Source organism: Paenibacillus vietnamensis, from assembly GCF_020169515.1.
GTDB classification, from domain to species: Bacteria; Bacillota; Bacilli; order Paenibacillales; family Paenibacillaceae; genus Pristimantibacillus; species Pristimantibacillus vietnamensis.
Genome location: NZ_JAHMHW010000015.1, coordinates 1 through 22,262, shown reverse-complemented (window position 1 = coordinate 22,262; position 22,262 = coordinate 1). Strand labels below are relative to the sequence as shown.

Annotated in this window: 17 protein-coding genes; 1 reads left to right on the top strand and 16 read right to left on the bottom strand. The window is 56.9% G+C overall.

Features of this window, described 5'->3' with window-relative positions:
- Window positions 1–113: 113 nt before the first annotated feature.
- From KP806_RS21465 to KP806_RS21430, 8 genes are all read right to left on the bottom strand, one after another.
- The gene (locus tag KP806_RS21465) at window positions 114–1,004 is read right to left on the bottom strand and encodes a dihydrodipicolinate synthase family protein (protein WP_224725798.1); all 891 of its coding nucleotides are present in this window, start codon (window positions 1,002–1,004) and stop codon (window positions 114–116) included.
- Window positions 1,005–1,092: 88 nt separating this feature from the next.
- A complete protein-coding gene (rbsK, locus tag KP806_RS21460; protein ID WP_224725797.1) occupies window positions 1,093–2,034 on the bottom strand; it encodes a ribokinase in 942 nt (313 codons plus the stop codon).
- 28 nt (window positions 2,035–2,062) lie between these two features.
- Window positions 2,063–3,028, bottom strand: coding sequence for a phosphoglycerate dehydrogenase (locus tag KP806_RS21455; RefSeq protein WP_224725796.1), 966 nt, complete (start codon window positions 3,026–3,028; stop codon window positions 2,063–2,065).
- Window positions 3,028–3,858, bottom strand: a complete 831-nt coding sequence (locus KP806_RS21450; RefSeq protein WP_224725795.1) for a carbohydrate ABC transporter permease — start codon at window positions 3,856–3,858, stop codon at window positions 3,028–3,030. The genes KP806_RS21455 and KP806_RS21450 overlap by 1 nt, the downstream gene beginning before the upstream one ends.
- Before the next feature lie 10 nt (window positions 3,859–3,868).
- The gene (locus KP806_RS21445; protein ID WP_224725794.1) at window positions 3,869–4,741 is read right to left on the bottom strand and encodes a carbohydrate ABC transporter permease; all 873 of its coding nucleotides are present in this window, start codon (window positions 4,739–4,741) and stop codon (window positions 3,869–3,871) included.
- Window positions 4,738–6,087, bottom strand: coding sequence for an ABC transporter substrate-binding protein (locus KP806_RS21440; protein ID WP_224725793.1), 1,350 nt, complete (start codon window positions 6,085–6,087; stop codon window positions 4,738–4,740). The genes KP806_RS21445 and KP806_RS21440 overlap by 4 nt, the downstream gene beginning before the upstream one ends.
- Window positions 6,088–6,580: 493 nt before the next feature.
- The gene (locus KP806_RS21435) at window positions 6,581–8,260 is read right to left on the bottom strand and encodes a response regulator (RefSeq protein WP_224725792.1); all 1,680 of its coding nucleotides are present in this window, start codon (window positions 8,258–8,260) and stop codon (window positions 6,581–6,583) included.
- A gap of 3 nt (window positions 8,261–8,263) precedes the next feature.
- On the bottom strand, window positions 8,264–9,961 hold the full coding sequence (locus tag KP806_RS21430; RefSeq protein ID WP_224725791.1) for a sensor histidine kinase: 1,698 nt from the start codon (window positions 9,959–9,961) through the stop codon (window positions 8,264–8,266).
- A 183-nt stretch (window positions 9,962–10,144) separates the two neighbouring features.
- Between KP806_RS21430 and KP806_RS21425 the strand changes: the two genes are divergently transcribed.
- Entirely contained in the window at window positions 10,145–10,663 is a 519-nt protein-coding gene (locus tag KP806_RS21425) for a CBO0543 family protein (protein WP_224725790.1), read from the top strand.
- A 33-nt stretch (window positions 10,664–10,696) separates the two neighbouring features.
- On the opposite strand, the gene KP806_RS21420 is transcribed toward KP806_RS21425, so the two are convergent.
- The 8 genes from KP806_RS21420 to KP806_RS21385 form a co-directional block, all read right to left on the bottom strand.
- Window positions 10,697–12,235, bottom strand: coding sequence for a xylulokinase (locus KP806_RS21420; protein WP_224725789.1), 1,539 nt, complete (start codon window positions 12,233–12,235; stop codon window positions 10,697–10,699).
- 380 nt (window positions 12,236–12,615) lie between these two features.
- Window positions 12,616–13,266 (bottom strand): fructose-6-phosphate aldolase, encoded by a 651-nt coding sequence (gene fsa / locus KP806_RS21415; protein WP_224725788.1) that lies wholly within the window; start codon window positions 13,264–13,266, stop codon window positions 12,616–12,618.
- A gap of 65 nt (window positions 13,267–13,331) precedes the next feature.
- The gene (locus KP806_RS21410) at window positions 13,332–14,342 is read right to left on the bottom strand and encodes an ABC transporter substrate-binding protein (RefSeq protein WP_397376421.1); all 1,011 of its coding nucleotides are present in this window, start codon (window positions 14,340–14,342) and stop codon (window positions 13,332–13,334) included.
- 67 nt (window positions 14,343–14,409) lie between these two features.
- The gene (locus KP806_RS21405) at window positions 14,410–15,420 is read right to left on the bottom strand and encodes an ABC transporter permease (RefSeq protein WP_224725787.1); all 1,011 of its coding nucleotides are present in this window, start codon (window positions 15,418–15,420) and stop codon (window positions 14,410–14,412) included.
- The gene (locus KP806_RS21400) at window positions 15,421–16,938 is read right to left on the bottom strand and encodes a sugar ABC transporter ATP-binding protein (protein ID WP_224725786.1); all 1,518 of its coding nucleotides are present in this window, start codon (window positions 16,936–16,938) and stop codon (window positions 15,421–15,423) included.
- Window positions 16,939–17,351: 413 nt separating this feature from the next.
- Window positions 17,352–18,359: a substrate-binding domain-containing protein gene (locus KP806_RS21395; RefSeq protein WP_224725785.1), complete on the bottom strand. Its 1,008-nt coding sequence runs from the start codon at window positions 18,357–18,359 to the stop codon at window positions 17,352–17,354.
- Window positions 18,356–20,134 (bottom strand): cache domain-containing sensor histidine kinase, encoded by a 1,779-nt coding sequence (locus KP806_RS21390; protein WP_224725784.1) that lies wholly within the window; start codon window positions 20,132–20,134, stop codon window positions 18,356–18,358. Before KP806_RS21390 ends, KP806_RS21395 begins: the two co-directional genes overlap by 4 nt.
- On the bottom strand, window positions 20,131–21,741 hold the full coding sequence (locus KP806_RS21385; RefSeq protein WP_224725783.1) for a response regulator: 1,611 nt from the start codon (window positions 21,739–21,741) through the stop codon (window positions 20,131–20,133). Before KP806_RS21385 ends, KP806_RS21390 begins: the two co-directional genes overlap by 4 nt.
- Window positions 21,742–22,262: the final 521 nt, after the last annotated feature.

The following is a 22,262-nucleotide window of genomic DNA, read 5'->3' as shown; positions in this document are numbered from 1 at the left end:
CCTACTCTACTACAGACCAAATAGTAGATTCCATGGTAATAAGCGGAAATCGCGGTCAAACTCACGTTAAGTGCCTTATAGATTAGGGTAAAATCATCCGTTCCGACTACCTATTAAAAAGTTGGAAGCAAGCTTAATTTCCGCTCCAGCTCGCGTACCTCCGCCTCGGTCAAATCCAGCTGCGGAGCCTTCATGAACCCGGCGTCGATGCCTCTGAGCTTCAGCGCCTCCTTGAAATAGGACATGTTGGCGCCGCTTCTCAGCACCTCACAGTACTGGATCGCGATCCGCTGCAGCTCCCTTGCTTTGTCCAGGTCCTTCTCCAGATATGCGTTGTACACGGCGACGAAAGGCTCGGGATAAACGCAGGATACGCCGGAAATGACGCCGTCGCAGCCCATGGCCAGCGCCGGAAGAAACAACCGGTCCGCCCCCTGCATGACGGAAAACTCACCGCCGTTAATGCTCAAATACTCATTCGTTCTCAGGAAGTCGGGGTAGCTGTATTTGATGCCGACGACGTTTTTGCATGCCGCCTGCACCCGCTCCGCCACCTCCGTCTTGAGATCGTTGGAGGCGCACTGCGGAATATTGTACAAATAGACCGGAAAGTCGTCCGGCAGCGCGGAAGCGACGGTCACGTAATACCGCTCCAGCTCCAAATCGTTCGCCCCGAGGAAAAACGGGGTGACGACGCCAACCCCGTCTGCGCCTACGGCATGAGCATGCTGCGCAAGCTCGACCGTATCCTCCAGCGTCGCCGCGCCGGCATGAATGAACACCGTCACCCGGCCCGACGCCGTCCGTACGACCGTTTCCGCAACAGATTTGCGCTCTGCCACCGACAATCTGACCATTTCGCCCGTCGTTCCCAGCGGGAACAGACCGTGTACGCCTTTGCCGATCAGAAACTCCGTTAATTGCTGCACCTTGTCCAAATTCACTTGTCCATCCTTATCGAACGGAGTAACCATCGCCGTCGTAACTCCATATAAACGCTTCATCCCGGTTCACCTTGCCTCTCTGCATACAAGCGTAAACGGCTGTCGCCGTCCTCTGACGGCAAAAGCTCGTTTCGCGATGAAATAGAAGTCATTTATAGACACAATCATATAAACTCTTATATTTTAAAAACCTATCAACCTCATCCCGCGCCGGAAGCGAGCTTTGCGCTCCGCGCCTCGTCACGGTAATCGCCGCGGCCGTTATCGCCAGCCCGATCGCTTTGCGGACGTCCCGTTCTTCCGCATAACCGGCCGCAAAGCCGCCGATAAAGCTGTCACCCGCAGCCGTCGTATCCAGCGGCACCACCTTGTGCGCTGCGAAAAATTCGCTTTCCCGTCCGTCCGTATAGAAGCAGCCTTTTTCCCCGAGCGTAACGATGACGGCCCGCGCCCCTTTCCCAAGCAATATGGCGGAAGCTTCCGGAACACCAGCCTCATCCAGCTCCGCCCTCCCTGTCAGGACCCGCAGCTCATGCTCGTTCGGGATCAGAAAATCGACATACTGCAAAAGCTCCTCGTCCAGCCTCCGGGCCGGCGCCGGGTTCAGCACGGTCGTCTTGCCAAGCTCCTTTGCCAGCCGGAGCGTATAAACTACCGTTTCCAGCGGAATTTCCAGCTGCAGGACGACGATATCGCATTGCTCAAGCGTCTGCCTGTGCAGCTCGATATCGGCTGCGGAGAGCTCGCCGTTCGCGCCGGACACGACAATAATATGATTGCGCCCCGCTCCGTCAACCGTGATATAAGCAAGCCCGGTAGCGCGCTTCGACATCCGGACGGCCCTCGTATCTACGCCGGCCTGACGGAGGGATGCCAGCAGCCCCCCGCCGTTCGCATCCGCTCCGACCAGCCCGATCATCGCTACCTGCGTACCCAGCTTCCCAAGAGCAGCCGCTTGATTGGCGCCTTTCCCGCCGGGCGCCTCATAGACACCGGAGCCATGCACCGTCTCCCCTTCCTCCGGCAGACGCTCCACATTTACGACAATATCCATATTCAAACTGCCTACAACGGCAACCTTTCCACTCACCGAAACGCCAACGCCCCTCTCCATCCGGCTATTCCCGCAGCAGATTCGCAGGGTCTTTCCCGGCAAATACATCGAGCAGAGCCTGCGCCGTCACCAGTCCGACCCGGCGGTACGTTTCAGCCGTTTCGGCAGCCGTATGCGGCGTAGCCAGCAAGGTGTCGAGACCCAACAAAGGGTTGTCCGCGGACACGGGCTCGACCTCGAACACGTCGATCGCCGCACCAGCGATAACACGATCATTCAATGCTTGATATAGAGCTTCTTCATTTACGAGAGCCCCTCTCGCCGTATTGACGAAATAAGCCGAAGGCTTCATCATCGCAAACTGTTCGTGACTCATCATATGGCGCGTTTCCTTCAGGCTGGGCAGATGCATGCTGACGACGTCGCTTTGGCGAAGCGCCTCATCCGAGGAGACCAGCTCGACGCCGAGCTCGGAGGCCTTCGCCTCATTCGGATATTTATCGAACGCGATCAGCCTGACCTCGAAGCCCTGCAGCTTTCTGGCGACCATCTGCGCGATATGCCCGAAGCCGAGCAGCCCGACCGTCTTGCCCGCCAGCTCCTCGCCGACGCGCCGGTCCCAATATCCCCGCTTCGCGGACTGCTGCAGCGCCGGGATGTTGCGAAGCATCGACAGGATCAGGCCGACGGCAAGCTCGGCCACCGCGTTCGCATTCCCGCCCGGCACGTTGGACACCTTGATGCCCAGCTCCGCCGCCTTTGCCAAATCGATGTTGTCGACGCCTACGCCGAAGCGCGCAATCGCTTTCAAATTCGGAGCGAGCTTAAACACCTCTTCGTCCCATTTATCCACCCCGGCGACGACGCCGTCAATATCGGCTACGAGCGGGATCAGCTCCTCGTACGTATGCGGGCGGCCGAGCCTGTTCTCGACGATCTCGCAGCCCGCTTCCTCCAGCAGCTGCTTGGCCTCCGCGCAAAGCGCCGAGTAGTTCGTCGCCGTCACCAGCACTTTATTCGTTGTTTTCATTATTTAACGCCTCCGACGGTCATGCCGCTGACCATATATTTTGACGTGAACAAATACATGATGATTACTGGAATGGAAGCGATAATTGAGCCGCCCATCAGCGGGCCCCACGCAAACACGTCGCCGACGATCATTTCAGATAGGCCCAGCGTAATTGTCTTGTCGGCGCTTTTGGTGACGACGACAAGCGCGTACAGGTACTCGCTCCAGCAAAGCGTGAAGGAGAAGATGAAGGTCGCCGCAAGCCCGGGAGCCGCAAGCGGGAAAATAATGCTGCGCAGCGTGCGCCCCCTGCTGCAGCCGTCGATCATCGCAGCTTCTTCAATCTCGACCGGAATCGATTTGAAGTACGAGATCAGCATCCAGGTCGCGTAAGGAATCGTAATGGTCGGGTAGATCAGCATGAGCCCGTAGACGGAATTGTTCACGCCGATCGCGGAAACCAGCATGTACAAAGGAATGAACAGCACCGCTCTCGGCATCAGATAGGCGTACAAAATGCCCCGCGAAATGAAGCTTCTGCCCTTGAAGTTCAGCTTGGATATCGCGTACGCCGCAAACATGCTGACGGAAATCGAGAATACGGAGACGGCAAGCGATACGAGCAGGCTGTTCCTGACGTTGCCGAGAAACCCTTTTTCCGTGATCAGCTTGTCATACGCCTCCCACCCGAAATCCTTGGGCCAAAAGGTCGGCGTCAAATTGTAAATCTCGCCCTGCGATTTGAACGAGGTGTTCAGCATCCAGTACAGCGGGAACAGGGCGAATACGAGCATGACCGCAAGCGTTCCGTAGACGAGAATTTGTCTGCCTGTTGATTTATGTTCCATCGTGCATCACCTAATCTCCGGATGTAAGCGAACGTTTTGTCACGTAGTTGATCAGAAGGATCAACGGCGGCATCGTCATAATGGCGATGGCGATCGCTTTTCCAAGGCTCATATTCAAAAATCCGATCGTATAGCTGAGCGTCGACAGCACCTGCGTTCCGTTGGAAGGCCCGCCGCGCGTCAGCAGCCAGATAATCTCGAAATCGTTCAGCGTCCAGATCGTCGTCATGACGGCGGCCATAATCGTTACTTCCCTTACGGAAGGAAGCGTCATATGGATAAACCGTTTGACCGCTCCGGCGCCGTCCAGCATCGCAGCTTCGTAGATGTCCTTCGATATCGTCTGCAGGCCGGCCAATATCGCAATGCCCATGAAAGGGATGCCTCGCCACACGTTAACGAGAATAACCGAGAACATCGCAAGATCAGGGGTGGCCAGCCAGCCGAGCGGCCTGTCTGTCAAATGCAGCTTGAGAAGCAGGAAGTTCAGCACACCGCCCACGTCCGAGTAGATCCACTGCCAGGTGAACACCGACACGATGGTCGGAATCGTCCACGGAAGAAAGAGAAGGACGCGGAACAGGTTGCGGAAAATAATGTTTTCGTTCAGCACCAATCCCATAATCATGCCGAACACGGTTTTGAAGAAGACGGCCGCCGCCGTAAAGATAAGCGTGTTCCACGCGGCCTTCCAGAACAGGGAGTCCTGCACCAATTCCGCATAGTTCTTCAAGCCTGTAAATACCGCAGGCATGCCGACGACCTTGTTCGTAAAGCTCAGGTACAGCGCCCAGCCGAACGGCAGCACCATCACGGCGAGCAGATAGACGAGGACGGGGCTCATCAGCAGGTAAGCAAGCTTGTTATCGGATGCCGTTCTCATGACGTTTTCCCGTATACCTCTTGAATCTTTGCGCTGAGTTCCTTAACCGCCGTCTCAGGCGTATAGCCGGACTCCAGCATGAGCTTCTGGAACATGTCGTTGACGATCCGCAGGTTGAACACTTCGCCCGCCTTCGGATTGTATTCGCCCGGGCGGCCGAGGAAGTAGAAGCCAGATACCGATTCGACGAACGCTTTGTTTTTCTCGTCCTGCCAGACCGGCTCCTTCGCAAGCTCGGTGTATACCGGCGCGGTCAGCGGTGCGCCTTTCTCGATCCAGGACTTGTACCAGTCGGCATCAAGCATATACTCGATCAGCTCTTTGGCGAGCTCCTTGTTTTTGGAATCCTTGAAGATGCCCAGGTAATTGCTGATGCCCGGAATGAACTGTCCCTTAGGTCCCGCCGGATAAGGCGCGATGCCCGTTTTTTCGTACAGGTCGGGGTTGTCCTTCTTGATCGAAGCCAGTACGCTGCCCGTATTAAAAATCATCGCGGCTTGACCGCTCAGGTAAGCCTTGTTGTTGCCGCTGTCGTCCCAGCCGAGCGCGCTTGGAGGCGTGCTTTTGTCCGTCATGAAAATATCGCGGATAAACGATGCCGCTTGCACCGTTTCCGGGGAGTCGGCGATGACGGTTTTGCCGTCCTTAGTGTCAACCGAGCCGCCGTACGACCAAATGATGCCCCTCGTCAAAAACTCCGCGTCCGAGTTGCCTTTACCGTAGCCCATGCCCGCGCCGTACAGCCCTTTGCTCGTATCGGTCAGCGCCTTGGCCATTTCCCTGAATTCCTCCCACGTCGCGGGAGGCGCGGAGAAGCCGGCCGCTTCCAGCAGATCCTTGCGGTAATAGAGCACCTGCGTTTCCGTCCAGAACGGCACGCCGTATTGCTTGCCTTCAAACGTAACCGCCTTTTTCGTATTGGCGACGACTTCGCCGTTTGCCGTCTCCAGCTTGCCGACGGAATCGCTCACGTTCTCCAGCACGTTCTTCCCGTAAAATTGCCCTACCTCCTGATAGCCGAAAAATGATACGTCAGGCACCGACTTCGACTCGATCGCGGCTGTCCACTTCGGATAAAAGTCCTCGTAGGCGATAATTTCCACATTCACGTTCACATTGTTCTCTTCGCCGAACTGCTTGGCACGCTCCGTAATCATCGTGTTCTGATCCTCAAAGAGCTGCTTCTTCATCCATAATGTCAAGGTCGGCTTCCCGCCTCCGCCGGCTCCGGCATCGGCTCCCGCATTCGTATTCCCGCCCGTCTCTCCGCCGTTTCCGCCGCTGCAGCCCGCAGCCAGCACCGTCAGAAGTGAAACCGCTACCGATTTTTTCAACCATGTTTTCATAAGCAGGTGACCTCCGTTTTGAGTTATCGTTGATGCGTGAATGACTTGCCTTACGTTTATCTTAAAGCGAATTTCGCCCTGATAACATGGCAACAATTTAATCCGGATGATACTAATTTAACAAGATTGCCGGCGCGTTAAAACGGGGCGGTCCCAAAAGGTTATCGAGTGACCAGGGGGCGTCTTTCTAATGGACAAAAAAACACTTAGATAGCCAATTGTGCGATCTCTACATGGTAACGGTCATCTCAGAGCTTTAAAGACATGCCTCTCAAGAAAACAAACCTTCAATCCGCTCTAAACGACTCTCCTGTCCGATAACCGCCGACACTTGCTGCGTAGTCGTTCTAAGCGTAGTTTATGTCCTTTACAAAACAACAAATGGCGGTGCAGGGATAGATAGTCCCCGGGCACCACCATTTTTCAACGATTTTTCATCAATCGAGCTGTTTATCAAGTGAACAGATTTACTTTTGAGACAGCCCTGGGCGTCTTACCCGCCTATGTCTCCGCCGTCCAGCTTTTGGCGGTACTCCTGCGGGGTCAGCGAATAATATTTTTTGAACACTTTATTAAAATAATTCGGGTTCTGATAGCCGAGCCGCAGCGCGATTTCATAGCTTTTCAAAGAGGGGTCGGCCAGCAGCGAGACGGCCAGCTCCATCTTGAGGCGCAGCACGTAATCGCTCAGGTTATCTCCGGTTTCCAGCTTAAAAATGCGGGACACGTGAACGGGATGCATGTACATGTAATCCGCGATGGACTGCAGGGAAACATCGTCCACGAGATGCTTCCGTACGTATTGCTTGATTTTTCGGACGGTGAGCTCGCGGTCGTTCCTCGTTTCGTTCTCCATGCACTGCCTCAGCATTTGGAAGGACTGAAACATCCATTGATGCAGAGCGGCGGCCGAGCGGGTGGGCGTCAAGCCGGAGACGTCGGACAAGGCGGAGCCGATCACATCGGCAAGCTCGCGGCCGTTCTTATGCGCGAAGGAGCTGAAGGACGCATACACGGAGAAAAAAACCTCCAGCAGATGCTCCGGCGAATCCGCCCATCTCCGGTTCAATTCCTCCCAGATGGCCGTCAGCTTCTCCTCCACCGGCTCGAAATTGCCCGACTCCAGCAAATGGACGAGCTGCGGCGGCTCGTACAGCCTTTGCAGCGAATGGACCTGCGGCTGCTCGGCCTCGCCGGATACCTGCACGAACAGCTCGCTCTGGCTGCCTACTTGCCTGCGCAGCGCCAGCAGAACATCCTCGTAAAGCCTCGTAATGTCATGCGGGAAAGATCCCCATTTGTTGATCAGCACGGAAACCGAGCCTTTCAGGTAATGGCTGACGCTCAGCTGGAGCTGGGCGGCCTTCTGCTGCAGCTCGTCGGCGATCGCCTGCGAGAACTGCTCCTGAGAGGCGAATGAGACGCGCTTCTCCTCCGGCACCGTGACAACGAACACCAGATACCCGTGAACGCTCTTGCACGACCAGAGCCGGAACCAATCCTCGAACAGCTCCTCCGCCATATTCGCGACGGCGTATTCCATCAGGGACAGGCTGTAGAAATCAAGCTTCGGCAAATGGCCTTCCAGGCGCACCAGCATCATGGCGAAGCTTTCGCCGTGCGCCATGTTTATTTTCAGCGACTCGAGCTTGTCCGTCAGCCGCTCCGGCGCATATTTCAGCCCCTGCAGCAGCTCGTTCAGCAGCTCGCCCCGCAGCTTCGGCAAGCTTTCCTGAAACGCCTGTGCGATCCGCTGCCGGAACCGCGTCTCGTCGCGTTCCTCTCTTAACGCTGTTGCCGCGCCGCCGACCTTCGACAGCAGCTCTTCGTCGCTAGCCGGCTTCAGCAGGTAATCGTACGTTTCATGGGCGATCGCCTGCTGCGCGTAGGCGAAGTCGGCATGGCCGGACAGCAGAATGCATTTGATTTTTTTCCAGCTCCGCCTTACGCGGGACAGAAGCTCCAGCCCTGTCATTCCCGGCATCCGGATGTCGGAGATTAGAATATCGACCGGATTCGTCCGCAATATTTCCAGCGCCTCAAAGCCCGAATAAGCTTTGAATACTTTCGTAATCCCAATGTCCCGCCAAGGCAGCGTATCGGCAAGGCTGTCGACCACGCTTGCTTCGTCGTCGACCAGCAGCAATTGGAGCTCTCCTTGTTGATCACTCATGGATTAACCCTCCTTCTGTTCCCAAACCAATTCCGCACGGAAGCCGTTTAATGGAGAATCCGGGAAAGAGAGTCCGGAATTCCCTTCATACAGATGAATCAGCCGCTGGTGAATATTCCACAGGCCGCAGCCCGATTGCGCATCCATCGGAATCGCCACCCTCTTCTGCAGCTCATACCGCTCCTGCTGGGATAGTCCGGGCCCGTTATCGTCAACGGTAATGCGGTGAACGCCGTCCCTGGATTCACCTTTAATCAGGATGACACCGAACTGCAGCGAGTTCTCCACTCCGTGAATGACGGCATTTTCGGCCAGAGGCTGAAGCAGCAGCCGCGGAATTTCGAGCGCCAGCATCGGCTCCGGCACGTCGATTTCGAAGCGGAAGCGCTGGATGCGCAGCGCCTGGATGTTCAGGTAGTTTTCGATGAGCGCAAGCTCCTCCTTCAAGGTCGTCATCGGATTTTCCAGGCGGGTCGTGTACCGGTAATACTGTCCCAAATTGAGCGCCATGGCCGCCACCGCTTCCTTGTCGCCCAGATTGGCCATATTTTTAATGTAGAACAGGCAATTGTAAAGGAAATGCGGGTTGATCTGCGACTGCAGCTGCTTGAGCGTCGCTTCCTTCGAGCGGAGCGTTTCCTTGTACACCTTATCGATCAGCTCCTCGATCTGCTCGGCCATTTCGTTAAAGCTGTCGAACAAATACTCGAACTCGTTATGAGGCCGTTGCTTCAGCCGTGCCGAGAACTGCCCGTCCTTCAAGCGCTGGACGCCCCGCAACAGCAGCTGGATCGGCCGCTGGACGTTGCGGTAGAGCAGCAGCGTCGCCAGCACGCTTAGCGACATCAGCAGCCCGATGGAGGTATAAAACAGATTCCGGCTCGTATGGATGGGAGCAAAAACGCTTTCAAGCGGCACGACATCGACCAGATACCACCCGATGGTCTGCGAGCGGATGTAATTAACGATATATTGCTGACCTGCAAGCGTCATGTTTAAGCTGCCGCTTCCGGGCAGCTGCCTGCGGTCCAGCTCGGCCGCAGCTTGGGTGACGAGCTTGTAGTCGGCGTTATAATTAATAATCGGCTCTTGTCCGGGCTGATAGAGGAACGGCTCTCTTGCCTCCCCCTGCTGCAGGGAGCTCAGCATATTTTTCAAATTGACGTCATTGAACCTGACCTCAACGAGCAGGTTAGGCATAGTGGATGGCTGAATGGCCGAAAAAAGCGTATCCTTGATGCCGAACGTCATCGTGCTTTCATGCGTCCATTTGCCCAGCTCGCGGGCGCTGACTTTCTCTTCGTCATACACGGCCGAATAATCCGTCGAGATGACTTCCTTGGAATCGCGCAAATACAAAATGATCTGATTGCTCCACGCGCTCGTCGTCGTCTGCATGTTCAGCATGTCGACGATCCGGACATGGCGCTGCAGCTGGGTAAGAGGCTCGCTGCTGCCGCGGCCGTTCATATATTCCATAATGCTGTAGTCCCGGCTGGCCGTTATCGAATGCTTCATGAGCTGATCGATCATCATATCCATTTGGCTCATGGAGAAGGCGAGCCGGTTCCGGTTCTGGTCCTCAATCGTCGCTTTCACGACGTTAATGCTCACTTGATTGGAATAACCGTACAGCAAAATAATCGGAATAAGCAAAGCGATAATGAGGGCGATTACTTTCCGGTATGTCGTCATTTTCATACTGGCTGCTCCCCCAAGGTGAAATTAACTCTTAAGATAGCTTTTTATCGCAGACTGCACAAGCGTTAATTGCTGGTCCGCCCGGAAACAAAAAGACAACCCCTAACCCTGTTAACAGGGAATAGGGGTCAGCTATGAAGGGAATACATAAATTATGGAAAAAGATGTAAAGGGGGCACTCCTATGGATGAAATGATAAAGCATGAAACCAAATTATCAGACATGGTGATGGACCATTGGCTTCAGGACGATTTGTTTACTTGGAGATGGTGGCTCCTTCTTGGAGCAGGCCTGCTCGCTATCATTGTTTTTTACAAAGCTCTGGACCGGTCCAGAAAAGCGGAAATCATGCTGTATGGCTTTTTCATAGCCTTGCTGGCCACTTTTCTTGATATTTTGGGCTGGAATCTGCATTTGTGGGCTTATCCGCATAAACTGCTGCCGATGTGCACTCCCCTGCTTCCGGTGGATTATGTTGTTCTGCCTATTTTTTATATGTTGATTTATCAGCGCTTCCGCTCCTGGAAGTCGTTTTTCTGGGCCAGTGTAGTTCTGGCTTTTGTTATGTCTTTTATTTTAGAACCGGTCTTTATTTGGATAGAAATTTATAAGCCTCTGGCCTGGAAGCACGTGTACTCCTTTCCAATCTACATTGCAAACGGCTTGTTAGGGAAATGGGTCATCGCGAAGCTTACAAAATAAAAGCGGCTCGCGGACAAGCCGCAAGCCGCCAAGCTAAGCACGCAGCCGCTCCAGCGCTCCGTACCGTTCCCTCAATACCTCATATAACCGCTTGTATTGACGGTAGCCTTCTTCATATACCCTGCGGCCCTCGGAATCCGGCAAAGTGGTTTGCAGGTCGCGGCGCAGCTTGGCGGCGGCGTCGCTGTAGTCCTCGTACATGCCGGCGGCGATGCCCGCCGACATGGCCGCGCCGAGCGACGTCGCTTCCCCCGTCTGCGAAGGCACCGCGATCGGCTTGCCGAGCGCCGAGGCCAGCACGCTGCGCCACACGGCGCTGCGCATGCCGCCGCCGATGACCGTGTACCGGTCAATCGGGGCGGACGGCTCCAGCGCTTCGGCGATGCTGAGCAGCGCGTAGCTGATTCCTTCCATGACGGCGCGCAGCATGTCGAAGCGGGTATGGCCGATCCCAAGGCCAAAAAACGTGCCTCGAGCATCCTTGTCCCAAACCGGCGACCTCTCACCCATCAAGTACGGATGAAACAGTAACCCGTTCGCGCCCCATGGCAGTCCCCGTAGCTCCCGCTCCGCGGCTTCGTAAGGCGAAATTCCGCCTTCGCGCCCGGCTTCGGCGTCCGCCAGCTCCTTGGCGGCGAAGCTGCGCACGGCCCATTCGTACGCGGCCCCCGCCGTCTGCATCGTGCCAAGCGCGTTATAGCTGTGCGCCTCCGGGCCGCACATGTTGAAGATGCGCCGCTCTTCGTCAATGACGGGCTCTGCCGTCGTACGCGAAACCCAGGCGGTCGTGCCCAGGTACACGTAAGCGTCGCCGGGGCGGACGGCGCCTGCTCCGAGCGCGGCGCACGACCCGTCGCCGCCGCCGATGACGACCGGGGTGCCGGCGAGCAGTCCGGTCGCTGCGGCCGCTTCCGGTATCACACGGCCCGCAAGCTCCGAGGACGGCAGGATGTCCGGCAGCCGGTCGCGCGGGACCGCGAATTCGGCAAGCAGGTCATCCGCCCATCGGCATGCGCGAATATCGAACAAGCCGGTCAGCGATGCGTCGGAGTAATCGGTCGTGCCGAGGCGGCCGGTCATCCGGAAGACAAGGTAATCCTTCGCCTGGATGAAATAAGCCGCCCTCCGGTAGACGTCCGGCCGGTTCTCGCGCAGCCACAGCAGCTTCGGCAGCGGGTAATGGCTGTCGATCCGGTTGCCCGTCAATGCATACAGCTGCTGCTCTCCAATCCGCTCGAACATAGCGGGCTCAAGTGCCGCGCTCCGTGTATCCGCATGTATTAACGCGGGATGCAGCACTTCGCCGCAGCCGTCAACCGCCACGACGCCCATCATATGGGCGCCGAATGCAACGGCCTGAACCGACGCGGCGTCAACCTGCTCCAGCACCTGTCGGGTCGTGCGGACGACGGCGTCCCACCAGTCCGCCGGCTGCTGCTCGGCCTCGCCGCCGCTGCGGAGCTGCGTCGGGTACACGGCTGCCGCTGCCGCCACAAGCCTCCCTTCCGCATCGAATACGGAGCACTTGTGGCTGGACGTGCCCAAATCGTGGGCCATCAGATAAGCGGACATCTTCCGTCCTCCTTTGTTGGCAATAGTTAGCTGGAAAGCACGGTGTTGGTGAAAACAGTTTAGTTTAGCGATGCAAGACTTGGTGCGTGAACCAATAACTAACTAGTTAGAAAATAGATGGATTCCTTGTAGTTATATCCTCCATAACTTCTCTTTTCCGCCATATAGCTGGATTTACTACATCTAAAACAAGGATCTTAGCTGGTTCCGCGCACATTGGGCGGATTTATCTGTACCTGTTCCAGTTATTTCTTCGGATTTTGTGTGTTCCATCGAAATACCTGCATAAAATCCAGTTACTTTAGTCTGCGAACGTTGTCCGGTTAACCAACGGTGTCAAACAACCGGAGCACTCCCCCTACACGTTCATCTCCATACGCTTAGATCCCCGCATCCTGCCAATCCTGGAGGAACCGGTTCAGTCCGATTTCAGTCATCGGATGGTTCAGCATCGCCTCGAGCACCGGATACGCCATCGTCACCGCATCGACGCCGACGCGGAACATGTCCAGCACCTGGCGCGGACCGCGGATGCTGGCGGCGATGACCTTCGTGCTCAGCCCCAAATCCTTGTACGCCTGCACGATATCGCCGATCAGGGCCTCGCCCGACCAGCCTGCGTCGTCCACCCTGCCAAGGTACGGGCTTACGTAAGCGACGCCCGCTTTGGCGGCGATAATCGCCTGCGGCACCGAATATACCAGCGTCATATTCGTCTCGATTCCTTCCTTGGACAACCGGCTTGCCGCCTTGACGCCCTCTGCTCCCATCGGCAGCTTCACGACGACGCGCGGCGCCCAGGCCTGCATCTCCTTCGCCTCCGCCACCATCGTATCCGCGTCCGTCCCGATTACCTCGCACCATACCTTGCCCGGCGCCGGCACGAGCTCGGCGATGCCGCCGATCGTTTCCCGGAAAGGGCGCTTCTGCTTGGCGATAATCGAAGGGTTCGTCGTAACCCCGTCAAGAATGCCGAGCGCGACCGCTTCTCTAATTTGAGTCAAATCGGCTGTATCCACATAAAGCTCCATCTGCTCTCTCTCCTTTATAAAAAGAAAAGCGAGCCGCATTCACCCGCTTTTCTTCATCGTTTGATTTACTCGTACAGAACCGCCTTGATCTCTTCGCTGTCGATATTCGTTTTGTCGTACCAGAAGAAGCCGGTATCGATGCTTGCTTCGACGGACTCGCCTTTCACGGCGGCTACGGCAGCTTTTACCGTCTCATAGCCGATGCCGATCGGATTTTGGGTAATGGCGCCCGCCATCGCGCCGCTCTTGATCGCGTCGATCTGCTGCTTGCCGGAGTCGTAGCCGATAACCGTAATTTTGCCTTCCATGCCAAGCTCGGATACCGCGTTGATGACGCCGATCGCAGAGCCTTCGTTAGCGCCGAAGAAGCCTTTCAGATCCGGGTGAGCCTGCAAAATTGCCTTCGCCAGGTCGGTCGATTTCAGGTGGTCGCCGCCGCCGTATTGGATGTCGACGATTTCGATGTCCGGATATTTTTCTTTGATTTTATTCACAAAACCGTCGCGGCGGTCGACGCCGGTGCGGCTCGTTTGGTCATGCACGATCAGCGCGACTTTGCCTTTGCCGCCGATCAGCTCCGCCATTTTGTCGGCTGCGAGGCCGGCTGCCGCGATGTTGTCGGTCGAAGCCGTTGCGACCGGGATGTCGCTTTCTACGCCGGAGTCAAAGGCGATGACCGGGATGTTCGCGTCCTTCGCCTGCTGCAGCAGCGGAATCGACGCCTGGCTGTCGAGCGCCGCGAAGCCGATGGCGCTAGGTTTTTTGTCCAGCGCGGCCTGCAGCATTTCAATTTGTTTATCCACCTGCGATTCGGTTTCCGGACCTTCGAACGTGATTTCCACGCCGAGCTCGCCCGCCGCTTTTTCGGCGCCCGTCTTGACCGCCTGCCAGAATTGATGCTGGAAGCCCTTCGAGACGATGGGAATATACAGCTTATCTCCGCCTGCGTCCGGCTCTGCGTTCGCGTTCTGCGTACCTTCTCCGGCATTGCCTCCGCTGCTGCTATTGCCGCCGCAAGCGCTCAGGACGGTAACTGCAACAAGAAGCATCATGAGTAGAACGGACATCTTTTTCATACCGAAAATCTCCCCTTCTTATCGTTTATAGGATGGAAACTCCCGCCGCAGCGGGAGGCACTGCCGATTACTTTTTGCGGCGGCGCAGGATATCCGCGTATACCGCCAGCAGGATAACGAAGCCGACGACGACCGTCTGCCACTCCTGCGGGACGGACATGATGCGCAGCCCGTTGGTGAGGACGCTCATGATGAGCGCGCCGATGACGGTGCCGACGATCGTGCCTTTGCCGCCGCTGAGCGAGGTGCCGCCGATGACGACGGCCGCAATCGCTTCCAGCTCATAGCCCATACCGAGCGCGGGCTGTGCGGAATTGAGGCGCGATGCCATCAGTACGCCGGCAAGGCCGGTGAACACGCCGGTGATCGTGTAGATGACGATTTTCCATTTGTCGACGTTCACGCCGGACAGGCGCGTCGCCTCTTCGTTGCTGCCAAGCGCAAAATTGTAGCGACCGACGATCGTTTTCGCCAGCAAAACGGCGCCTACAATCGCGGCAAGGAAAAACACGAGCACGGCGTTCGGGATTTTGAAGCCAGGAATGATCGAATTCAGCAAGGAGCCGAGTGCAATTTCCCGGAATACCGGCGAGTCGTTGAAGTAAATCGGCTTTGTGCCGGAGATGACGAGCGCAAGCCCTTTGGCGATCATCATCATGGCCAGCGTGGCGATGAATGGCGGTATTTTCAGCTTGGCGATGCTTAGTCCCGATAAAAGTCCGCAGAACGCGCCGGTCAAAATCCCGCCCAGGATGCCCAGCGGCACCGGCACGCCCCAGAAGGTGATGAATACGCCGGTCATGACCGCGCTGAGCGTCATTACCGTGCCGACGGACAAATCGATGCCCCCGGTAATGATGACGAACGTCGAGCCGAGCGCCAGTACGCCGATAACCGCCGTCGAGAGCAGAATGCCTACGATATTGGAGAACCCGAAGAAATTGCTGGATGAGAGAGAGAAAAAGACGACCAGCACGACCAGACTTGTAAACGCCAGAAGTTGCTGCAGAGCGCCTGATTTGAGCTGAACCGGATTGCCTGCTTTATCTGCTTTACTGCCTGCTAAGGTAAGCTTCATTTACATGACCTCCTTCAATACTCGCTTGGTGGCAAGCTCCATGATACGCTCCTGCGTCGCTTCCGACCGCGAAAGCTCGCCGGTAATGCGGCCTTCGCACATGACGAGGATGCGGTGGCTCATCCGGAGAATTTCCGGCAGCTCGGAGGAGATCATAATGATCGATTTCCCCTGCTCCGCAAGCTCGTCGAGGAGCTTATAGATCTCACTTTTGGCACCGACGTCGATGCCGCGGGTCGGCTCGTCGAAGATGAGAATGTCGCAGTCGCGCGTCAGCCATTTGCCGATGACGACCTTCTGCTGGTTGCCGCCGGACAAAAACTTCACGGTCTGGCCGACGCCAGGCGTTTTCACCCTCAGCGTTTCGACGATCTTCTCCGATGCCACCTGGATGGCTCCGTCCTTCATGAAGCCGAACGGCCCCGAAAAAGCGCCATAGCTCGCAACCGCGACATTCGTCTTCACGTCCATATCGACCATACAGCCGAACTGCTTGCGGTCCTCCGACAGATAGCCGATGCCGTGCTTAACCGCGTCGTATGGGCTGCGGATCAAGGCCTTGCGGCCATGAACGGCGATTTCGCCCGAATCGACCGGATCGGCTCCGAACACCGCCCGCGCCATTTCGGTGCGGCCCGCTCCGACAAGTCCGGCAACTCCGAGAATTTCGCCTTTGCGGAGCGAAAACCCGATATTTTTTAAAGCGCTGCCCCGGTTGACGCCTTTGACCTCCAGCACGACCTGTTCGCTCGCCGCCTTGGCGTCGGGCACCGATTCGTGGTAAACGGCTCTGCCGACCATCATCGAGATGATCTGATCGGTCGTTACCTCGCCCGTCCGCACCGTGTCGATATAGGTGCCGTCGCGCATGACGGTGATCCGGTCGGTAATCCGTTTCAGCTCATCCATGCGGTGCGAAATGTAGACGATGCCGACTCCGTTTCTTTTCAGCTCCTCAATGATGACGAACAAATCCTCGATCTCGCTGTCGCTCAGCGCCGCCGTCGGTTCGTCCATGATGAGCACACGGGCGTTGAAGGAGAGCGCCTTGGCGATCTCTACCATCTGCTGCTTGGCGACCGTCAGCTCCGACACCAGCTTGCGCGGGTCCAGCTGCAGGTTCATGCGCCTGAACAGCTCCATCACCTTCTCGTGCAGCTTCTTCTCGTCGAGGAACAGCTTGAACGCCCGGCGCGGCTCCCGTCCGATAAAAATGTTTTGAGCGACCGTCAAATCCGGAGCCAGGTTCAGCTCCTGGTGGATCATGCTGATGCCGAGGTCCTGTGCCGTTCTCGTGTCGGGAATTTCGGTGTCCTTGCCGAGGTAAGCGATCCGCCCTTCATCCTTTTGATACACGCCGGTCAGCACCTTCATCATCGTCGATTTGCCTGCCCCGTTCTCGCCGACCAGCGCGTGCACCTCTCCGGCCAGCAGCTCAAAACGGCAGCTATTAAGCGCTTTCACACCAGGGAATGATTTAGTGATTCCCTCCATCAAAATCAGCTGTTTTCCGTTCATCCTCTTCCACCCCGCTTGCGTTTCTTTGTTATGCCCCTATTGTAAAAGATGGGCGGAAGAGGCGGAATTGAATATCTTCCTCAAAAAGGTCACTATTTTATGATTCCGGTTTCAGGCACCTTAAACTGGCAGCAGTTCGACCAATAGCTGCATAGAGATCAGACGGACTAACGTTCCTCTTTGTGCCGCACGGTGATCAGACGGACTTCAGTTCCTCTATTCGAGGTAAAAGCGGTCATTTTGAGCTTGCGCGGACTACCGTTCCGTTATTTAGCTGAAAGGAGCACGATTCTCCAGACTACCTAAGCGGGTCTACGGTCTGTGCGAACACAAAAAAAGCAGGACAGAGAACCGTCCCGCTTTTTCAGCCGGTTCCCATCCTGCTTTTTCCTTTTCTAACACACTCCCAAGCTTCAATCCCCGTTCATCCCGATGAACGGAAACAGCAGCTTCTGGTGCTCCTCCTCGTAAATGTTGTCCTTCGTGACAACGACCGAGCCGGTATCGACACGCGCCGGAACCTTCTCGCCCCGCAGCACCTCTACCGCGGTCTTGACGGCGAGATAGCCCATGTTGAACGGCCGCTGCACAACCGTTGCCTTCATGACGCCCTCCTCCAGCAGGCGCACCTCGTCGACCGAGCTGTCGAAGCCGACGAGCGTCACCCGGCCAACCGCCTCTAAATCTCGAATCGCCCGGCCCGCGCCGACCGTGGAAGGCTCGTTCAGACCAACGATGCCGGTGAGATCGGGATGCTGTTGGATAAGCGACTTCGTGATTTCGTAAGCTTTTGTCTCATCTCCGCCGCTGTAATAAGTGTCCAAAATTTCGAACCTCTCATCCGCCTTCAGCACAGCCCGCACGCCCTGCTCGCGCTCTATCTGGGACGCCGTGTCCCGGACGTAGCTGATAATGGCGATCTTCGACCGGCCGCCGCCGGACAGCTCCGCCAGCTTGCGGCCGACCTTGCTCCCCGCCTCGACGTTGTCCGTGGCGATGTAGCTTCGCGGAGCGGTGCTGTTGACCGCCGAGTCGACGGTAATGAGCGGAATGCCCGCTTCTTTGATCCGGTCGGCGTAAGGAGCCAGCCGGTTAAAATCGGTAGCCGCCAGCACGATTGCGTCCGGCTTGTCCGCAAGCGCCTTTTCGACCAGCCCGATCTGCTGATCCACGTCCGTCTCCCGCTCAGGCCCGACGATTTCAACCTCTACGTCGAACTCCTTCGCCGCTTCAAGGACTCCGTCCTTCAATACGCCCCAGAACTCCATGCCCGTTGCCGTCGATTTGACCATGACGATGACATGAGGCCGTTCCGCCGGGCCGCCACGCAGCGCGTCCGCCAAATTATAGATCAGCGCCGCCAGCAAAGCAGCCGCTCCCAGCAGGAAGAGCCATTTGATCGTCATTCCCCTTCCCGTCATCGTTCAGCCGCCTCCTTTCGCGCCGCTTCCTCCGGAAGCACCACCGGAATCGCCACCGTTACGGTCGTGCCCGCGTCCGGCTCACTTTCCACCGTCAGCCCGTACTCATGGCCAAAATAAAGCCGGATCCGCTCATGCACATTAGTCATGCCGACCCCTTTCCCCTCGCGGTACTCCCCGCCGCTGTCCGGCGCAAGCAGCCGCTCCCGCGTTGCAGCATCCATGCCGACGCCGTTGTCCGCGACCCGCAGCAAAATCCGGTCCCCATGCCTCTCTCCGGTAATCCGGATCGTGCCCGTCCCGTATTTGTTTTTGATCCCGTGATAAATCGCGTTCTCCACGAGCGGCTGCAGCGTTACCTTAAGCGTCATGCACGAAAGGATCGCAGGATCAACCTCCACTTGAAAATCGAGCTTGTCCCGGTAGCGCATCTGCTGAATCGTCAAATAGTTTTTAATATGCTCGATTTCCGTCCGGATCGGGACGAGCTCCTTCCCTTTGCTGAGCGAAGCGCGGAACAGCCGGGCAAGCGAGGACGTCATGAGGACGACCTCCTCCGACTTTTTCTCCTCGGCCATCCAGATGATCGAATCCAGCGTGTTGTACAGAAAATGAGGATTGATCTGCGCCTGCAGCGCGTTCAGCTCGCTTTTCCGCTTGAATTCCTGCTCCTTCACGACCTGCCCCATCAGCTCCCGAATCTGGAACACCATCAGATTGAAGGTGCGGGCCAGCCTGCCGATTTCCTTCGTCCGGTCCACCGGCACCTGGATGTTGAAATTGCCCTTCTCCACTTCCTTCATATGCTCGTGCAGCTGTTGGATCGGCTTCGACAGATTGCGGGACAGCAGCACGGATATCAAAATCGCCGCAATGAGGCTGAACACGCCAAGCGCAACGAACGACAGCTTCATCTGGCGGCGGTTGCCGATCAGCTCGTCCGCATAGGAAACGCCGACGATTTTCCAGCCGTATTCCGAATCCTGGACGGTGTACATTTTGCGCTGGCCCGCTTCGCTTGTCATAAACGTGCCGCTTCCCACGCTCAGCACCTTGTCGATCGCTTCCGTCTTCAGGCTGCTGTAGATCAGCTGCTGCTGCGGGTGGTACACGATATTGCCTTCGTCGTTGACGATGAACACGTAGCCCCGCTTGCCGAGATCGATCTTGCTCACAATGTCGTTAATAACGCTGAAGTTCAGATCGACAAGCAGCACGCCAAGCCCCCTCGTATTGTCGGCGCTCCGGATTTCCCGACTAAGGGATACGACCCACCGGTACTCGTCGTCGAACACCGGCTGTACATGAGGCGCCGACACGACCGTGCGGCCTCCGGCCGCCTTCGCTTCCTTAAACCAGGTCTGATCGGCAACCTTCACATACGGATTCAGCCTGGCGTCTCTCCGGTCGGACGCGAACCGCTCGCCCTCATAGCTGAATGCGCCGATCGAAGCGATATCCTTGCGGGAAATCATAATCGTGCGGAAAAATTCCGAGATGCTCCCGCCGTCCCCGGCATCCCCCGACAAATATTCGCGGACGGGCCGATGGTTCAGGACGAGCAGCGAAATATTTTCCATATTGGTCACGTAGGATTGGATGTTGGCGTTCACCTGCTTCACGATCTCTCCCGTAAAATCCTTCGCCGTATCCCGGACCGCCACGGCCGACAGCTGGTAGGAGATCACGCCCATGAACACGGCGGTCAGCAGGATGAGCACGGCGAACGCCGCTGCGATATTCAATTGAATGCTTTTGAAGCGGAACAGGTTCACGGCTTCTCCACCGCCGTCTTCTGCCGGTATTCGGACGGAGTCTCGCCGGTCGTCTTCTTGAACAGAACGCTAAAATAATGCGGATCCGCATATCCCGCCCTCGCCGCGATTTCGTACGTTTTGAGGTCGGTGAACTTGAGCAGCTCCTTCGCTTTCTCCAGACGGACGGCGGTCAAATATTCGACGAACGTCCGTCCCGTCTGCTGCTTGAACAGGGCGCTGAAATAGCTGCTGCTCATATGGACCTCCTGGCAAATCGTCTTCAGCGTCAACTCCTGCTGCTGATAATTTTCCTTGATGTACGCCTCCGCCCGGCCGATCTGCGATTCGGCCAAATCGTTGCGGGCCTCCGCGATCCGGCCTATCGCCCGCAGGCAGGTATCGTGCAGCCAGCCTTCGATCTCCTCGAGCGTCTTGAACGTGTAGATATCCGTGAGCGGATTCGCGCCATCGCCGAACGGCTCCGCCTCTCCTCCCAGCTCGTCCAGGGCGTGCATAAGAGAAATGAGTATTTTCTGGATGCGGAGGTAGCACTGGGAGATCGACAAATTCGACGTTTTCAAATGGCTGACGATATTCGTAATCGCCTTGCGCACCTCCTCGCGCGTTCCGGTCTTGATGCCGACGAGCAGCTCCTTCTCCCATGCCGAAGGCAGCGCCTCTCCGCTCTCGCGGCGGCCCTCTATGTCCATAATGCTGATCACCCGGTTGCCGCCGAGCATGAACCGGTAATCAAGAGCGGCTAGTGCAGAGCGTCCGGATGAGCGGATCCCCTTCAAGCCCGTTTCCGGCATGCCGATGCCGAGCGTCACGGTGAAGCGCAAATAGGATTCCACCGCCCGGCGGATTTCCTCGGCCAGCTGCTGCGCACGTTCAAGCAGGGGGTCGCCGCCCTGGCCGGAAAGGATGCAGACGATCTTCTCCTCGCGCGTGCGGAACACAGCCGCTCCGGTTTCCTGCCCCGCGATTTCCTGCATAATGTTGTAGATGGCAAACCGCAGCAGCTCGTGGTCGGTCTCTGCATGCGATTCGGCGAAACGATCGACGTCGGCGGCAAACACAAGAAAATCCGGACCGGCCAGCGGCAGCCCGAAATAGGCAAGCCGCTCCTCCGCCTCGCGCTGCCCGATATCCGCGCTGACGAGCCGCTCGAGAAACCGCTCCTTGAGCAAGGGCAGGCTCTCGTGAAGCTGGCGCTTCAGCAGGTCGAAATCCTCGCGCCGAAGCTTTTCCGCGTCGAGCTCGCCGCGCACCTTTTGCAGGACCGCTGTCAGCTCGCTTGATGTAATCGGTTTCAAAATAAAATCCATCACCTTCAGCTTCACGGCCTTCTGGGCGTAATCGAAGTCGTCGTAGCCGGTCAGGATGATGACCTTCGCATGCGGGCACCGCTCGGCGAGCCGACGGGTCAGCTCCAGCCCGTCCATGAACGGCATATTAATGTCCGTCAGCACGACGTCCGGCATCAGCCGCTCCGCCGCTTCAAGCGCTTCGAAGCCGTTCTCGCAATCCCCCACGCAATCGAAGCCGTGCTCCTCCCAGGCGATCCTCCTCCGGATGCTTTCGCGGACACCCGCTTCGTCGTCTACGAGCAATATTTTGTACATGGACATCCCTCCGTCCCGGTTTTGTGCGGTGCGCTCTCCTGGCTCATACCGCATACGCATAGGCTCATTTAGTAAGGCGATTTTACCACAGGTGGGAGGGGCATGTCTTTGCCCGAAATTGGAATTTGTTCCTACGCCTTAATCGCCAAACGTTAAGATGCTCACCGTTCTGCTGCAATTTATGCAGCGGAACGACGAGAACTCGAGGCCGCTTACGCTCCTGCTGCAATTTATGCAGTAGAACGGCAAAGCCTCAGCAAAGCTCGAGGCCGCTTACGTTTCAGCTGCAGTATGTACAGCAGAACGGCGAAAACTCGAGACAGCTTGCGATTCTGATGCAGTTTATGCAGCAGAATCAAGACAAACTAGCTAGTTTGGGAGATGGGAGGCGGCTTCTGCTGCAAAAGTGCAGCACAGCTCAGCCGCCCACCGTTCGTGTAAGGTTTCTGATGCAGTTTCTGCAGCAGAACGGCGAGGCCTCATATGAGCTCGAAGCAGCTTACGGTTCTGCTGCAATTTAT

What these genes read in the sequence shown, in the direction of transcription:
- KP806_RS21465 (WP_224725798.1), bottom strand. Translation starts at nt 1,004, where the DNA reads ATGAAGCGTTTATATGGAGTTACGACGGCGATGGTTACTCCGTTCGAT.
- KP806_RS21455 (WP_224725796.1), bottom strand. Translation starts at nt 3,028, where the DNA reads ATGAAAACAACGAATAAAGTGCTGGTGACGGCGACGAACTACTCGGCG.
- KP806_RS21450 (WP_224725795.1), bottom strand. Translation starts at nt 3,858, where the DNA reads ATGGAACATAAATCAACAGGCAGACAAATTCTCGTCTACGGAACGCTT.
- KP806_RS21445 (WP_224725794.1), bottom strand. Translation starts at nt 4,741, where the DNA reads ATGAGAACGGCATCCGATAACAAGCTTGCTTACCTGCTGATGAGCCCC.
- KP806_RS21440 (WP_224725793.1), bottom strand. Translation starts at nt 6,087, where the DNA reads ATGAAAACATGGTTGAAAAAATCGGTAGCGGTTTCACTTCTGACGGTG.
- KP806_RS21435 (WP_224725792.1), bottom strand. Translation starts at nt 8,260, where the DNA reads ATGAGTGATCAACAAGGAGAGCTCCAATTGCTGCTGGTCGACGACGAA.
- KP806_RS21430 (WP_224725791.1), bottom strand. Translation starts at nt 9,961, where the DNA reads ATGAAAATGACGACATACCGGAAAGTAATCGCCCTCATTATCGCTTTG.
- KP806_RS21425 (WP_224725790.1), top strand. Translation starts at nt 10,145, where the DNA reads ATGGATGAAATGATAAAGCATGAAACCAAATTATCAGACATGGTGATG.
- KP806_RS21420 (WP_224725789.1), bottom strand. Translation starts at nt 12,235, where the DNA reads ATGTCCGCTTATCTGATGGCCCACGATTTGGGCACGTCCAGCCACAAG.
- fsa (WP_224725788.1), bottom strand. Translation starts at nt 13,266, where the DNA reads ATGGAGCTTTATGTGGATACAGCCGATTTGACTCAAATTAGAGAAGCG.
- KP806_RS21410 (WP_397376421.1), bottom strand. Translation starts at nt 14,342, where the DNA reads ATGAAAAAGATGTCCGTTCTACTCATGATGCTTCTTGTTGCAGTTACC.
- KP806_RS21405 (WP_224725787.1), bottom strand. Translation starts at nt 15,420, where the DNA reads ATGAAGCTTACCTTAGCAGGCAGTAAAGCAGATAAAGCAGGCAATCCG.
- KP806_RS21400 (WP_224725786.1), bottom strand. Translation starts at nt 16,938, where the DNA reads ATGAACGGAAAACAGCTGATTTTGATGGAGGGAATCACTAAATCATTC.
- KP806_RS21395 (WP_224725785.1), bottom strand. Translation starts at nt 18,359, where the DNA reads ATGACGGGAAGGGGAATGACGATCAAATGGCTCTTCCTGCTGGGAGCG.
- KP806_RS21385 (WP_224725783.1), bottom strand. Translation starts at nt 21,741, where the DNA reads ATGTACAAAATATTGCTCGTAGACGACGAAGCGGGTGTCCGCGAAAGC.